Below are 14,871 nucleotides of genomic sequence, written 5' to 3' on the forward strand. Positions count from 1 at the left end.
CCGGCGAGCATCGACATCGACGCGGACGCCGCAGGTGCCGCGGTGCCGGCGAGCATCGACATCGACGCGGACGCCGCAGGTGCCGCGGTGCCGGCGAGCATCGACATCGACGCGGACGCCGCAGGTGCCGCGGTGCCGGCAAGCATCGACATCGACGCGGACGCCGCAGGTGCCGCGGTGCCGGCGAGCATCGACATCGACGCGGACGCCGCAGGTGCCGCGGTGCCGGCGAGCATCGACATCGACGCGGACGCCGCAGGTGCCGCGGTGCCGGCAAGCATCGACATCGACGCGGACGCCGCAGGTGCCGCGGTGCCGGCAAGCATCGACATCGACGCGGCGAATGCAACCGATTCGACAGCGTGATCGCTGCTTACACCAGTGTTGCCAGTCAGACCCGTGAATGCCTCGGCCGCGGCGCCACGGACATCCTCCGGCGTCATCCCGGAATAACCATTCTGAGCGAGAATAGCCTGCTTGTCGGCGGCGCTGGCCGAATTCAACGCATTACGAAAATCGTTGTCCGTAGCTAGGCGCGTAATTAGCTCAAGTGCCTTTTGTTTGGCCATGGTTGGCCTCCTCCGCCGGCATGCCAATGGGATTGCGACTAAAGGGGTGCTTTGGCATGACCGCTAGCATAGGCAATCACAGAAAATGCCAACAAAAAGTTAGGGATGCGACCAGCGGGAGAAATTTAATTCCCTGTGATGCCCAACATCCTCAGACGACGGACCTTCGCGAAGCCGCTCCATATCAGCGTCGCGGCAGGACGAACGTCAACGTCGAACGAGGGACGACAACAGGGGATTGGCCGGCTCGGACGCGACCGGATCGGCGTGAGAGCCGCCCGTCCACCGGTGCTGCCGCACTGGCGGTCGCGGGATCATCGGTCCGTCAGGCCGACCTGCCTGCCGACCGACGTGCACGCCATTCCTCACGGGTCTGGCGCCAGAATTCCGCCTCAGGCTGCGGCATCGGCTCGGGAAGCGGAGCCACGCCGGTCATACGGGCGCCGAGACGGCGCGCCACCGCCTTGGAGGCCAGGTTGCGGGGATTGATGGTATGAAGCACCTCATCCCATCCCAGCGTTTCGAACGCCCAGTCGATCGCGGCAGTCGCGGCCTCTACGGCATAGCCACGCCTCCACCGCTCGCGCATGATGGCCCATCCGACCTCGTTCCCCGGCCACCCATCAGGGATCCATGGGCCGACGCGCCCGACCCAGAGGCCGGTCTCCTTTTCGATGACCGAAAACATCGAGTGGCCATAAACCATCCAGGCTCCGGCCACGGCGACGAAGCCCCGCCAAGCGAGGGGCCGTGACTGGACGCCGCCGACATACTCCACGGACTGCGGGTCCGCCATCATCGACGCCCAGTTGTCGAAGTCTTCCGCCCTGGTGGGGCGAAGAATCAAGCGGGGCGTCTCCAGGACCGGCACTTCCATGGACACGATTGTGGACTGTCTCGACTCACTGTCAACAAGCGCGACCATCTACGAGAACACCTTCTGCTTCGCCCCCGCCCAGGAGCATTTTCAGCCCACCACGTCCGCAACCGAAGAGAAATGACGCCGGCCAATTCATCAACGGGCGGAGGTGCCATCATTCACAAGCATCCCGTCCCGGTCCAGAGCGATCTGTCGTTGCCTCCTTCTGGACATCCTTCCGGGTCTCCCTGCGGAACACCATAGGCTGTCTGGGGTAAGGCGACGGCCAAGCCTGCTTCCCATATAAGGCCTCTGCCTCCGGCCGCCGCCCGACGGGTGGCGGCCGGTCCGGCAAGAAGAACATCGACAAGAACGGAGTACAGCGATGTTGCGGTTTCGGATGGCGGCCCTTGCGCTGGCGGCGGTGAGCGGAGCGATGTTGGCTGGGTGGAGCGGCGGAGCCGCTGCCCAGTCGAAGCTGGACGCCAACGGCCAGCCGGTGTGGGACGACAGCCACAACCAGCGGCCGACGGCCGACAGCGACCGTGCCCTGCCGGCCGGCGTGGTGACCCTGCGCACCGCCACCTCCGCCCCCGGCATCCTCAGCGTCTACGCCCGCAACGGCCTGCCCTTCGACATCGTGCTGACCCGGGTCGACGCCACCCAGTGCATGAACGTCGTGCCGGAGGATTGCGGCCTGCTCGGCACCGACATCCGCGTCGCCTCCGGCGCCGAAGTGGTGGTGCGCAGCCTGCGCCAGGCCGACATGACCCGCACCTATGGCATCACCCCGGTCTACAACTGGCGCCCGGCCGTGACGGCAAAGTAAGGAACGGCGCGGGGGCTGTTCCACGCGGACGGCCCCCACCCCGCCTGCGCATGTCCTATTTCCTTGACTTCCCGCCGCCCGCGGGCTGAATGCCCCCTGGGAGCAGACGGGTTTCGCGTGATGATGTCCTTGTCCAAGATTCTGGTTCTGGCGCTGGTGATCGGCGTCGTCTGGTACGGCTGGCGCTGGATCAACCGCGTACAGGCGGTGGGCCGCGAACGCGGCGCCGCGCGTCGGCGCGCGGGCATGGCGGGCGGCGCCGGAAACGGTCCGGCCCGGCGCGACACCGGCTCCTCTCCCGTCGCCATGGAGGCGGAGGACATGGAGAAGTGCCCCGAATGCGGCGCCTATGTCGCCCCGCGTTCCGCGGTGTCCTGCGGCCGGCCGGCCTGCCCCTACGGCCGCTGACGCCACCGCGGTCCGCCGCCCCGCCGCCCCGAATTTGCCGCGCTGCGGCTTGATTTGACGAGTGCGCCCGCCTATCGTGCGGCGCGTTTCAACACTTCTCATTGTGGACCGTCCATGGCCTCCCAGATCGGGACTTCCGACGGCGGAACCTCCGCCGACCGCCGCGGCCTGTCGTTCCAGGCCCTGATCCTCAAGCTCCACCAGTTCTGGTCCGAGCAGGGTTGCGTCATCCTGCAGCCCTACGACATGGAGGTCGGCGCCGGCACCTTCCACCCGGCGACCACGCTGCGCGCGCTCGGCCCCGACGCCTGGAAGGCCGCCTATGTCCAGCCCTCGCGCCGCCCGAAGGACGGCCGCTACGGCGAGAACCCGAACCGCCTGCAGCACTATTACCAGTACCAGGTCATCATGAAGCCCTCGCCGGCCAACGCGCAGGAGCTGTACCTGGAAAGCCTGCGCGCGATCGGCATCGACCCGGCGCTGCACGACATCCGCTTCGTCGAGGACGACTGGGAAAGCCCCACGCTGGGCGCCTGGGGCCTCGGCTGGGAGGTCTGGTGCGACGGCATGGAAGTGACCCAGTACACCTATTTCCAGCAGGTCGGCGGCATCGAGTGCGATCCCGTCGCGGTCGAGCTGACCTACGGGCTGGAGCGGCTGGCCATGTACGTGCAGGGGGTCGAGAACGTCTACGACCTCGACTTCAACGGCCAGGGCGTGAAGTACGGCGACGTCTTCAAGCGCGCCGAGATCGAATATTCGAAGCATAATTTCGAGTTCGCCAACACCGACATGCTGCTCCAGCACTTCAAGGACGCCGAGGCCGAGTGCCAGGCGCTGGTGTCGCAGAATCTCGCCCTGCCCGCCTATGACCAGTGCATCAAGGCGTCGCATCTGTTCAACCTGCTGGACGCCCGCGGCGTGATCAGCGTCGTCGAGCGCGCCGCCTACATCGGCCGCGTGCGTGCGCTGGCCAAGGCCTGCTGCGAAGCCTGGACGGGGGCCAAGTGAGTCCGATGACCGAACTGCTGATCGAATTCTTCTCCGAAGAGATCCCCGCGCGCATGCAGGCGCGCGCCGCCGACGACCTGAAGCGCCTCGTCACCGACAAGCTGTCGGCCAACGGCCTGACCTTCACCGGCGCCCAGGCCCACTCCACCCCGCGCCGTCTGGCCCTGGTGGTCGACGGGCTGCCCGAGCGCACCGCCGACGTGCGCGAGGAGAAGAAGGGTCCGCGCGTCGGATCGCCGGAACAGGCGGTCGCCGGCTTCCTGAAGTCGGCCGGCCTCGACAGCCTCGACCAGTGCGAGCAGCGCGACACCGGCAAGGGCGTCTTCTATTTCGCGGTGACCGAGAAGAAGGGACGCGAGACCGCCGAGGTGCTGGCGGAGATCATTCCCGCCGCGATGGCCGAACTGCCCTGGCCGAAGTCGATGCGCTGGGGCACCGGCACCGTGCGCTGGGTGCGCCCGCTGCACTCGATCATCGCCGTCTTCGGCGGCCGGGTGCTCGACGGCGGCTATGACATCGGCGGCACCCAGGGCCGGATCGCCTTCGGCAACAGCACCCGCGGCCACCGTTTCCTGGCGCCCGACGCCATCACGGTCGAGAGCTTCGCCGACTACCAGGAGAAGCTGCGCGCCGCCAAGGTCATGCTCGACCGCGAGGAGCGCAAGGCCAAGATCAAGGCTGATGCCGAGGCGCTGGCGGCGGCCGAGGGGCTGACCCTCTCCCCCGACGACGCGCTGCTGGAGGAGGTCGCAGGCCTCGTCGAGTGGCCGGTCGTGCTGATGGGCGGCATCGACGAGAGCTTCATGGACGTGCCGTCGGAGGTGCTGATCACCTCGATGCGCACGCACCAGAAGTATTTCGCGGCGCTCGACGCCGCGGGCAGGATGGCGCCGCGCTTCATCGTCGTCGCCAACACCGAGACGCTGGACGGCGGCAAGGCGGTGGTCGCCGGCAACGAGCGCGTGCTGCGCGCCCGTCTGTCCGACGCCAAGTTCTTCTGGGACCAGGACCGCAAGACCAAGCTGGAGGCACGGGTCCCGGCGCTGGAGAAGATCACCTTCCACGCCAAGCTGGGCACGGTGGCCGAGAAGGTCGCCCGCGTGCAGGGTCTGGCCGCCGGGATCGCCCGCGCCATCGGTGCCGATGCCGACGCCGCCAGCCGCGCCGCCCTGCTGTGCAAGGCCGACCTGGTGACCGAGGTGGTCGGCGAGTTCCCCGAGGTGCAGGGGATCATGGGCCGCTACTACGCGCTCGGCCAGGGCGAGAGCGAGGCGGTGGCGAACGCCATCGCCGACCATTACAAGCCGCTCGGCCCCTCGGACGGCTGCCCGACCGCGCCGGTGTCGGTCGCCGTGGCGCTGGCCGACAAGATCGACACGCTGGTCGGCTTCTTCGCCATCGACGAGAAGCCGACAGGGTCCAAGGACCCGTACGCCCTGCGCCGCGCAGCACTGGGCGTGATCCGTCTGGTGCTGGAGAATCGGCTGCGGCTGTCGCTGTCGCAGGTGTTCGCGGCGGCCCATGGGGCCTACAAGGTCGGCGGCTTCGCGGCGGCCGACGCCGTCGGTGGCGACCTGATGGGCTTCTTCGCCGACCGCCTGAAGGTGGTGCTGCGCGAGCAGGGCGTCCGTCACGATCTGGTCGACGCGGTGTTCGCGCTGGGCGGCGAGGACGACCTGGTGCGGCTGCTGGCCCGCGTGAAGGCATTGCAGGCCTTCGTCGGCTCCGAGGAGGGCGCCAACCTTCTGGCGGCCTACAAGCGCGCCTCCAACATCGTCCGCATTGAGGAGAAGAAGGACGGCGCAAGCTTCGACCAGCCGGTCGACGCCGCCCGCCTGGTCCAGGACGAGGAGACGGCGCTGTTCGCCGCGCTGAACGAGGCGTCGGCCACGGCCAGGCCGCGGCTGGAGGCGGAGGACTTCACCGGCGCCATGGCGGCTCTGGCGAAGCTGCGCGGCCCGGTGGACGCCTTCTTCGACAAGGTCACGGTGAATGCCGACGACAGGGACCTGCGCGCCAACCGCCTGCGCCTGCTGACGCAGATCCGCACGACGCTGAACGCGGTGGCCGAGTTCTCAAAGATCGAAGGGTGATCGGTGGGGGGGCGTCGGCCCCCTCCCCGACCCTCCCCCGCTACGCGGGAGAGGGTGCCTCTTGCGAAGCGGCGGAGGGATAGAGGGGCCAACTCTCCCCTACAGCCCTGCCACCACCCGCCTGATCGCCTCGCGGAAGGCGTCGAGAGAGGCGATGTCCAGCAGGAACAGCGCATGCCCGCGGGCATCGCCGCCGGCAAGCGCCATGTCGATGCGCACGAACAGCACCGGGTCGGTGGCCGACCCGATCACCGCCGCCGGGGCGCCGGCGCCATAGCCCGGCACGGCGCCCGACAGCTCGCCGCCGATCAGGTTCGACAGGCTGGCGAGACACCCGTTCAGGATGATGTTGCCGATCTCCGTCAGCGCGTCCTGTTCCACCTCGCCCGGCGACTCGGCCGCCGGATCGACGGGGATCAGCCGGCCGACCAGCGCCAGCGTGCTGCGCTCGGGGAAGATCAGCATCGCCTCGCCGGTGAAGGGTCCGGTGAAGGCGCCGCGCACCGCACAGACCGGGGCATCGCCGTCGAGGTCCCCGCCGACCTCATCGGTGATGAGGGCGCGGGTCGACATCGCGAAGGACGGCACCGACAGGTGCACCTCCTCCCCCAACATGGAGCTGAGGGCCGCCGCCGACTCCCCCATACCGATGTTGAACAGCTCGGCGATGGCGTCGGCGTCGTCTGGATCGAGGCGGAGGGGGTCCCCCGGCGGTTCGGCGGGATCGGCCATCGGGGTCACCGCCCGGCTGCGGCTAGGAACTCGCGGATCTTGTCGGAGGTGATCGGCTTGGCGATGAAGCGGATGCCCAGCGCCTCGGCCTTGCGTTTCAGCACGTCCTGGACGTTGGCGGTCAGCAGGCCGATCGGCAGGCCGCCGAACCGCTCCTTGAGGCGTTCCGCCAGGACCAGCCCATCCATGCCCGGCATGTTGTAGTCGACGATGGCGGCGACCGGCGACACCTCGCCGACAATCTGCAATGCCTCGTCGCCGCTTGCCGCGGTGACGATGGTCCAGTCGGGCCGCAGGGCGGCGATGACGCTGGAAACCATGTTGCGCGCCAACCGGCTGTCGTCGACGACGAGGATGCTGGTCATGCCGTATTGTCCGTCTTAAAAAAACTTTCGACACCTTGGCGGCTTCTTACATCAAAGCGCCCGCTCCCACAACATACGCTCAACACCGTCGGAAAAGTTCCCAATCAGTGCCTTCAAGACCAACTTTGCCGGACATGCCGGCCGCCGCGCCGGACGCCGGGGATGCCGCTCCGACGCGCGCGGTCCTGGATACCAACATCCTCGTCGCCTATGCGTTGCTCGGGGCGGCCACGGCCAGGCGGCACGACGCCCTGCGCCGCTGCGTCGACCGGGTGCGCGGCAGCGGCGGGCTGGTAGGGACCCGCGCCACGCTGGCGGAACTGGACATGGTGCTGATGCGGTCCTGCTTCGATCGCTACGTCGCCCCCGCCGAGCGCCGCCGCTTCCTCGACGCGATCGCCCGCGAGACCACCCTGGTCGATCCCGCCCCGGTCGGGCGCCTGTGCCGCGACCCGGAGGACGACATGTTCCTGGCCGCCGCGGCCGGCGGTGCGGTTCCCTGGCTGGTGACCGTCGACCGCCAGCTCCTCTCCGTCCGCCGGGTTGGGGAAGCGCGGGTTCTCAGGCCGGAACGCTTCCTGGAGGCGGTAGGGCAATCCGGGGGACCTGGAGATTCCACTCGACAAACCGGGCGCGATTTCTAGAATGAAAAGAGAACACATCGCAAACCGCGAGTGAACGTAAACGTGGCCGTCCGCAGCCGAAAGGAGCGGCCACCATGGTGGAGCGCAGGGAGCATCTGCAGCGATGAGCGTCCAACGGCTTCTGTTCGACGATCTGCCGGAAACGGCGCCGACGCGCAAGCCGGCCCGCCGGTCCCGCGCCTCCAGCATCGCGGCGCCGGTCGCCGTGGACATGGTTCACGAGGCCGTACCGCCACGGCCGGACCCAGGGGTTGTGCCGCTGCCGCTGGCACCACCGGCCCCCCTCCCCCCGCCAGCGCCACCGCCCGCCTTCGACCCGGCGGCGCTGTCGAACCCGGAGCTGCGCGCGCTCGTACAGGCTCTGCCCGACCAGCGGCTGGCGCATCTGCTGATCGAGGCCGCGCGCGAGCTCAAGCGGCGGGCTGCCCCAGCGGGCGAGGATGGCGACGGTGGCGAAGAGGACGGGGATGCCCGCGAGCCCAACCCGGCGCTGCTGCGTGCGGCACGTCAAGCCGTGGGTGAATTGTCGGGCGAGGATTTCTGATCGGGGTCCCACAATCGGGCAGATTCTTCGCCAATAAAGTTTCCGAGACAAGCGTCCCGGCTTTATGTCATGATCGGTGCCAGCCCACGCCAATTATGCCGCAACGCACAATAATGCGGCGAAAAGGCGCCGCCGGGCCAGCCGAACCTGTTTGCGTCGTCTCCCGGAGGGGTCTTTGGACTGGATCAATTGGTTGCAGGAGTGGGGGAACGCCTTTTACCCGCTGGCCTTTGTCTGGGCCTTCTTTGAAGGTGAAACATTTGTAATCTTCGGCGGCATGGGCGCCAAGCTGGGGATCATCAATCTCTATTGGCTGGTCGGCACCGTCTGGATCGGCAGCTTCATGGGCGATCAGGTCTGGTTCTGGCTGGGCCGCCGCTGGGGCGCCAAGGCACTGGCCCGCTTCCCCTCCGCCGAGGTGCATGCCAGCCGCGTGCTGCGCTGGCTGGAGAAGTACGGCGTCGCCTTCATCCTGGTCTTCCGCTTCCTCTACGGCGTCCGGAACATCGCGTCGGTCGCCATCGGCACCTCGCGCATGCCGTGGTCGCGCTTCCTGTTCTGGAACTTCATCGCCGCCGGCCTGTGGGCCTGCTGCTTCGCCGGGGCCGGCTACCTGTTCGGTGAGGCCGCCGCCGCGATCGGCGAGGACGGCCCGAAGATCCTGCTGCTGACCGGCTTGGCGATCGGTGCCCTGTTCATCGCCGTCAAGAGCTTCCGCTGGGTCCGCCGCCGCGCGCTCGCCTCGGCGAACGCGGCCGAGTAACACCGCGGCGCTCCCAGGTTCCTGCCCGACCCCGACCCTCCCCCACCCACGGTGGGAGAGGGTGCCTTCTGCAACGCGGCGGCAGTCCCCTCCACCGCCAAAGACGAGGGAGGGTTGGGGAGGGGGCAGCCCCTCCCCGCGCCCCTTACAGCTCCGCCGACATGTAGGCGGGCAGCCAGCCCTCGTTGGCCTCGCGCAGGCGCTTCAGCGACACGATGTCGCCACCGCGGCCCGACAGTGCCGTGCCGCGGGTCTCGCCCAGCACGGAGACCGGAACACCGGCCGCCTTCGCCTTTTCCTGCACCGCAGCCACCGCATCCGGCCGCACCGCCAGGACGTAGCGGCCCTGGTCCTCGCCGAACAGCGTGCGGACATGCTGGCCGTCGAAGCCGGTCAGGTAGGCGCCGATGCCGCCGGCCAGCGCCATCTCGGCGATGGTGACGATCAGGCCGCCGTCGGCCGCGTCATGGCTCGACACCACCAGACCCTCATGGATCAGGCCGCGGACGAAATCGCCGTTGCGGCGCTCCACCGCCAGGTCGACCGGCGGAGGGGCACCCTCTTCCCGGCCCAGGATCTCGCGCAGGAAGATCGACTGGCCGATGTGGCCCTTCGTCTCGCCCACCGCGAGGATCACGTCGCCCTCATTCCGGAAGGCGATGCCGGCCGCGATCATGGCGTCCGGCATGATGCCGACGCCGCCGATGGCCGGGGTCGGCAGGATGGCCTCGCCGTTGGTCTCGTTGTAGAGCGAGACGTTGCCCGACACGACCGGGAAGTCCAGCGCCTTGCAGGCCTCGCCGATGCCCTGCACGGCGCCGACGAACTGGCCCATGATCCGCGGCTTTTCGGGATTGCCGAAGTTCATGTTGTCGGTGATGGCGAGCGGCAGGGCGCCCACCGCCGACAGGTTGCGCCACGCCTCGGCCACCGCTTGGCGGCCGCCTTCGACCGGGTCGGCCAGGCAGTAGCGCGGGGTGCAGTCGGTGGTGATCGCCACCGCCTTGGTCTGGCCCGGCACGCGGACGACCGCGGCGTCGGCCTGCCCCGACATGAAGCGGGTGTCCCCGCCGACGAGGCTGTCATACTGCTCCCAGATCCAGCGCTTGGAGGCCAGATCGGGGCAGCCGAACAGCTTGGTCAGGGTGTCGCCCAGGCTTTCGGAATAACCGTCGAACACGCTGTCGTCGACGTCCGATGCCTTCGGCGTCGGCTCCCACGGGCGGTTGTATTCCGGGGCGGCGTTCGACACCGGGGCGATCGGCATGTCGCACCAGGTCTCGCCATACATCTTGATGACGAGGTTGCCGGTGTCGGTCAGGTGGCCGATGACGGCGAAGTCCAGCTCCCACTTGTCGAAGATGGCCTTCGCCACCTCCTCGCGGCCGGGCTTCAGGATGATCAGCATGCGCTCCTGGCTTTCGGAGAGCATGATCTCGTAGGGCGTCATCGCCTCTTCGCGCATCGGCAGGCTGTCGAGCGTCAGCTCGATGCCCAGCCCGCCCTTGCCGGCCATCTCGACCGAGGAGGAGGTCAGGCCGGCGGCACCCATGTCCTGGATGGCGACGATGGCGTCCGTCTCCATCAGTTCCAGGCAGGCTTCGATCAGCAGCTTCTCGGTGAAGGGGTCGCCGACCTGCACGGTCGGGCGCTTCTCCTCCGAATCCTCGGTGAACTCGGCCGAGGCCATGGTGGCGCCGTGGATGCCGTCACGGCCGGTCTTGGATCCGACATAGACGACCGGGTTGCCGATGCCGGCGGCGGCCGAATAGAAGATCCTGTCGGTCTTGGCGACACCCACGGTCATGGCGTTGACCAGGATGTTGCCGTTGTAGGCCGGATGGAAGTTGGTCTCGCCGCCCACGGTCGGCACGCCGACGCAGTTGCCGTAGCCGCCGATGCCGGCGACCACGCCCGACACCAGATGGCGGGTCTTGGGATGGTCGGGCGAGCCGAAGCGCAGGGCGTTCATGTTGGCGATGGGGCGGGCGCCCATGGTGAACACGTCGCGCAGGATGCCGCCCACGCCCGTCGCGGCACCCTGGTAGGGCTCGATGTAGGACGGGTGGTTGTGGCTCTCCATCTTGAAGATGACGGCGTCGCCATCCCCGATGTCGACCACGCCGGCATTCTCGCCGGGGCCGCAGATCACCTGCGGGCCGGTGGTCGGCAGCGTCTTCAGCCAGACCTTGGACGACTTGTAGGAGCAGTGCTCCGACCACATGACCGAGATGATGCCCATCTCGGTGAAGGTCGGGGTGCGGCCCAGGATGTCCAGGGCGTTCTGGTATTCCTCGGCGGACAGGCCGAACTCCTTGGCGAGTTCGGCGGTGACCGGACGCTCCTGCGCCCTGGTAGCTTCAGCGCTCACGACAGGGCCTCCACCAGACCTTCGAACATGGGCTTGCCGTCGGTGTTGCCGTGCAGGGCCTCCACCGCGTCCTCGGGATGCGGCATCAGGCCCAGCACGGTGCGCTTGGCGTTGAAGATGCCGGCGATGTCGGACACCGAGCCGTTCGGGTTGCCGCGCGGATCGGTCCGCGCGTCGTCCCCGACGTAGCGGAAGGCCACCTGCCCCTCGCCGTCCAGCCGCTTCACCGTCTCGGCGTCGGTCCAGTAGTTGCCGTCGCCGTGCGCCACGGGGAAGCGGACGATCTGGCCCTTCGCGTATTTCTTCGTGAAGGGGCTGTCGGTGTTCTCCACCCGCAGATGCTGGACGCGGCAGACGAACTTCAGGTCGCCGTTGCGCATCAGCGCACCGGGCAGCAGCCCGGCCTCGGTGATGATCTGGAAGCCGTTGCAGACGCCGAGGACCCGGACGCCCTGGTCGGCCCGCGCCTTGACCTCGCGCATGATCGGCGAATGCGCCGCCATGGCGCCGGAGCGCAGGTAATCGCCATAGGAGAAGCCGCCGGGCACGACGATCAGGTCGACCTTGGGCAGTTCGGTGTCGCGGTGCCAGACCAGATGCGGCTTGGTCCCGCTGACGGCCTCCAGCGCGGCGACGGCGTCGCGTTCGCGGTTGGAGCCGGGGAAAACGACGATGGCGGCCTTCATGGGGCGGTCAAAATCCGGCGTCGTGAGGGGAAGGTGTTCGCGGCGGACACTAAAGCCGCCGCCCTGCCAAAGCAAGGGGCGGCGGTCCGCGAAAAAAGCACCTCAGGCCGTCGGCGCGTCCTCTTCCGGGTACGCGGTGATGTGGTGCAACGACAGGTCGGCGCCCTTGTACTCCTGCTCGGGATCGAGGCGGATTCCGACGGTGACCCGCAGCAGGCCGTAGACCGCGAGGCCGGAGGCGAAGCCGAAGGCCGCCCCACCCAGCGTGCCGGCGATCTGGCCGGCGACCGACACCCCGCCCAGCCCGCCCAGCGCCTCCTGCCCGAACACGCCGGCCAGCAGGCCGCCGGCCAGGCCGCACAGCCCGTGCAGCGGCCAGACGCCGAGCACGTCGTCGATCCTCCAGTCGATCTGGCACTTGTTGAAGGCCCAGACGAACAGCAGGCCGGCGACGCCGCCGGTGACCAGCGCCCCCAGCGGATGCATCACATCGGAGCCGGCGCAGACCGCGACCAGGCCGGCCAGCGCGCCGTTGTGGACGAAGCCCGGATCGGTGCGGCTGATGACCAGCGAGGTGAGGATGCCGCCGACCATCGCCATCAGCGAGTTCAGCGCGACCAGTCCCGACACGCCGTCGAGGAACTGCGCGCTCATGACGTTGAAGCCGAACCAGCCGACGCAGAGGATCCAGGCGCCGAGCGCCAGGAAGGGAATGTTCGACGGCGGGATGGCGACCAGCGACCCGTTGCTGCGGTAGCGGCCGCGGCGGTTGCCGAGGTTCAGCACCGCGCCGAGCGCCACCCAGCCGCCGAAGGCATGCACCACCACCGACCCGGCGAAGTCGTGGAAGGGCTGGCCGAAGGTCGCGGCCATCCAGCCCTGCAGCCCGAAGCGGGTGCCCCACACCGTGCCTTCCAGCAGCGGATAGAACAGGGCGATCAGCGCCAGCGTGGCGCCGGCCTGCGGCCAGAACCGGGCGCGCTCGGCGATGCCGCCCGAAACGATGGCCGGCACAGCGGCGGCGAACGTCGCCAGGAAGAAGAACTTGACGAGGTCGTAGCCGTAGGCGGCGAAACCGCCCGCACCCTTGCCGACCAGCGTGTGGGCATCGGCGAAGAAATCGATCCCATAGGCCACGGCATAGCCGACGAAGAAATAGGCGATCGTCGACATCGCGAAGTCCGACAGGATCTTCACCAGGGCGTTCACCTGGTTCTTGCGCCGGACCGTCCCGACCTCCAGCAGGGCGAAGCCGCAATGCATCGCCAGCACCATCACGGCGCCCATCAGCACGAAAAGGACGTCGCCACCCGTCTTCCCAGCGTCCATTTGCACAAACCTTCAGCATTGCGCTCAAAAAAGCGGCGAATTGCTAACAGATAAGGCAAATTTGCGCAATGGCTCGGCTGACGTTTGCACAGGCGGAGTGGCCGAAATGCAGCACAAAAAGCGGGCGGCCCCTGTCAGTGCCGCCCGCTATAAGCGCAAGAATGGTGCCAGCGAAGATGCGCCGACAAGGGTACGCCTATATGCCGCGGCCTACATGCCGGCGATGGTCATGCCGTCGATGCGGACGGTCGGCGCATCCATGCCGAAGCGGAGTTCGAGATCGTCGGCGGCTTCCATGTTCAGGAACATGTCCTTGAGGTTGCCGGCGATGGTGATCTCGTTGACGGGATAGGTGATCTCGCCGTTCTCGATCCAGAAGCCGCCGGCACCGCGGCTGTAATCGCCGGTGACCCCGTTGACGCCCATGCCCATCAGGTCGGTGACGTAGAAGCCGTCCTTGATCTCCGCCAGCATGTCGGCACGGCTGCGCGCACCGGCGGCCATGTAGACGTTGGCCGGGGCCGGGCCGGGCGGGCCGGAGGTGCCGCGGGCGGCGTGGCCGGTGGTCTGCAGGCCGAGCTGGCGGGCGGAGCGCAGGTCGAGCAGCCATGTCGTCAGCACTCCATCCTCGATCAGGGTGCGCCGCTTGACTTCGACGCCCTCCGCATCGAAGGGGCGGGAGCGCAGGCCGCGCTTGACGTGGGGGTCGTCGACGATGGTGATGGACGGCGCGAAGATGCGCTGCCCCATCCTGTCCTTCAGGAAGCTGGTGCCGCGGGCGATGCTGGGGCCGCTGATCGCACCGGTCAGATGCCCGAGCAGTCCGCGGGAAACCCGGGGATCGAACACCACCGGAACCTTGCAGCTCTTGACCCGGCGCGGGTTCAGCCGCCGCACGGCACGCTCGCCGGCCTCGCGGCCGATCGCCGCGGCGTCGCGCAGGTCCGCGCCGTAGACCTTGCTGTCATAGTCGTAGTCGCGCTCCATCCCCGTGCCGGTTCCGACGATGACGGAGGCGGAGAGCGACTGGCGCGACACGCCGTAGCTGCCGGCGAAGCCGTTGGAGGCGGCGATGGCGATGGTCGACCGGCTCCATCCGGCATCCGCCCCTTCGGAATTGGTGACGCCATCCACCGCCAGCGCCGCCTCCTCGGCGATTCGCGCGCGTTCGATCAGCGTTTCGGCCGCCGGCTCCTCAGGATCGCAAACATCGAGGTCGGGCCAGGTCCGGGCGAGCTGCGCCGGATCGGCGATGCCGGCAAAGCCGTCCTCCGGCACCACGCGGGCCATGGCGATGGCCCGCTCCACCAGCTCGTCGAGCGCCTTGGCGCTGCGGTCGGTGGAGGACACGATGGCCTGGCGCTTGCCGATGAACACCCGAAGCCCGAGATCGCCCGATTCCGACCGCTCCAGCTTCTCGGTCTTGCCCAGCCGCTGGGCGAGGGACACCGACGCGCTGTCGAACAGCACCGCATCGGCGGCATCCGCCCCGGCGGTGCGCGCCTTGGCGATGAGGTCGTCCAGCAGGTTCAGGACTCCGGACGGGTCCGTCCGGTGCTGGTCTTGCGGCGAAACGGTCATCAGGCTCTCCGGTTGGTCTCCGTTCTTGTCTATCAAATGGGGCGGCGACGCGGAACGGGGAAGAGACGAATTGCCCCTTCCCCTGCC

At 68.4% G+C, this 14,871-nt stretch carries 15 protein-coding genes; 8 read left to right on the forward strand and 7 right to left on the reverse strand.

Annotated elements, in window-relative coordinates:
• The coding region (locus J2850_RS13820; protein WP_425514133.1) for a hypothetical protein at positions 1-366 on the forward strand (366 nt) is incomplete at its 5' end.
• Between the two features lie 528 nt (positions 367-894).
• Here J2850_RS13820 and J2850_RS13825 read toward each other — a convergent pair.
• A complete protein-coding gene (locus J2850_RS13825) occupies positions 895-1,494 on the reverse strand; it encodes a GNAT family N-acetyltransferase (RefSeq protein ID WP_246513062.1) in 600 nt (199 codons plus the stop codon).
• 319 nt (positions 1,495-1,813) lie between these two features.
• Between J2850_RS13825 and J2850_RS13830 the strand changes: the two genes are divergently transcribed.
• The 4 genes from J2850_RS13830 (at position 1,814) to glyS (ending at position 5,769) form a co-directional block, all read left to right on the forward strand.
• A complete protein-coding gene (locus J2850_RS13830) occupies positions 1,814-2,257 on the forward strand; it encodes a hypothetical protein (RefSeq protein WP_209982563.1) in 444 nt (147 codons plus the stop codon).
• Between the two features lie 123 nt (positions 2,258-2,380).
• Positions 2,381-2,665: a hypothetical protein gene (locus J2850_RS13835; RefSeq protein ID WP_246513079.1), complete on the forward strand. Its 285-nt coding sequence runs from the start codon at positions 2,381-2,383 to the stop codon at positions 2,663-2,665.
• A 114-nt stretch (positions 2,666-2,779) separates the two neighbouring features.
• Positions 2,780-3,676, forward strand: a complete 897-nt coding sequence (locus tag J2850_RS13840) for a glycine--tRNA ligase subunit alpha (protein WP_209982567.1) — start codon at positions 2,780-2,782, stop codon at positions 3,674-3,676.
• Positions 3,677-3,681: 5 nt separating this feature from the next.
• The gene (gene glyS / locus J2850_RS13845; protein WP_209982568.1) at positions 3,682-5,769 is read left to right on the forward strand and encodes a glycine--tRNA ligase subunit beta; all 2,088 of its coding nucleotides are present in this window, start codon (positions 3,682-3,684) and stop codon (positions 5,767-5,769) included.
• Positions 5,770-5,868: 99 nt separating this feature from the next.
• Here the strand turns inward: glyS and J2850_RS13850 are convergent, their stop codons facing one another.
• Positions 5,869-6,501 (reverse strand): chemotaxis protein, encoded by a 633-nt coding sequence (locus tag J2850_RS13850; RefSeq protein ID WP_209982570.1) that lies wholly within the window; start codon positions 6,499-6,501, stop codon positions 5,869-5,871.
• 5 nt (positions 6,502-6,506) lie between these two features.
• On the reverse strand, positions 6,507-6,866 hold the full coding sequence (locus J2850_RS13855) for a response regulator (RefSeq protein ID WP_209982572.1): 360 nt from the start codon (positions 6,864-6,866) through the stop codon (positions 6,507-6,509).
• A 134-nt stretch (positions 6,867-7,000) separates the two neighbouring features.
• On the opposite strand from J2850_RS13855, the gene J2850_RS13860 reads away from it, so the two are divergent.
• From J2850_RS13860 to J2850_RS13870, 3 genes are all read left to right on the forward strand, one after another.
• Positions 7,001-7,510: a putative toxin-antitoxin system toxin component, PIN family gene (locus J2850_RS13860; RefSeq protein WP_209982908.1), complete on the forward strand. Its 510-nt coding sequence runs from the start codon at positions 7,001-7,003 to the stop codon at positions 7,508-7,510.
• 103 nt (positions 7,511-7,613) lie between these two features.
• Entirely contained in the window at positions 7,614-8,054 is a 441-nt protein-coding gene (locus J2850_RS13865) for a hypothetical protein (protein WP_209982574.1), read from the forward strand.
• Between the two features lie 76 nt (positions 8,055-8,130).
• Positions 8,131-8,817, forward strand: coding sequence for a DedA family protein (locus J2850_RS13870; protein ID WP_307354418.1), 687 nt, complete (start codon positions 8,131-8,133; stop codon positions 8,815-8,817).
• A gap of 145 nt (positions 8,818-8,962) precedes the next feature.
• On the opposite strand, the gene purL is transcribed toward J2850_RS13870, so the two are convergent.
• From purL to J2850_RS13890, 4 genes are all read right to left on the reverse strand, one after another.
• Positions 8,963-11,188, reverse strand: coding sequence for a phosphoribosylformylglycinamidine synthase subunit PurL (purL, locus tag J2850_RS13875; protein WP_209982578.1), 2,226 nt, complete (start codon positions 11,186-11,188; stop codon positions 8,963-8,965).
• Positions 11,185-11,874, reverse strand: a complete 690-nt coding sequence (gene purQ / locus J2850_RS13880; protein ID WP_209982580.1) for a phosphoribosylformylglycinamidine synthase subunit PurQ — start codon at positions 11,872-11,874, stop codon at positions 11,185-11,187. The genes purL and purQ overlap by 4 nt, the downstream gene beginning before the upstream one ends.
• A gap of 102 nt (positions 11,875-11,976) precedes the next feature.
• Complete coding sequence (locus J2850_RS13885; RefSeq protein ID WP_209982582.1) at positions 11,977-13,203, reverse strand: ammonium transporter; 1,227 nt, start codon at positions 13,201-13,203, stop codon at positions 11,977-11,979.
• 210 nt (positions 13,204-13,413) lie between these two features.
• Entirely contained in the window at positions 13,414-14,784 is a 1,371-nt protein-coding gene (locus J2850_RS13890; RefSeq protein WP_209982584.1) for a TldD/PmbA family protein, read from the reverse strand.
• Positions 14,785-14,871: the final 87 nt, after the last annotated feature.

The sequence above is a fragment of the Azospirillum picis genome (assembly GCF_017876115.1).
GTDB lineage: Bacteria > Pseudomonadota > Alphaproteobacteria > Azospirillales > Azospirillaceae > Azospirillum > Azospirillum picis.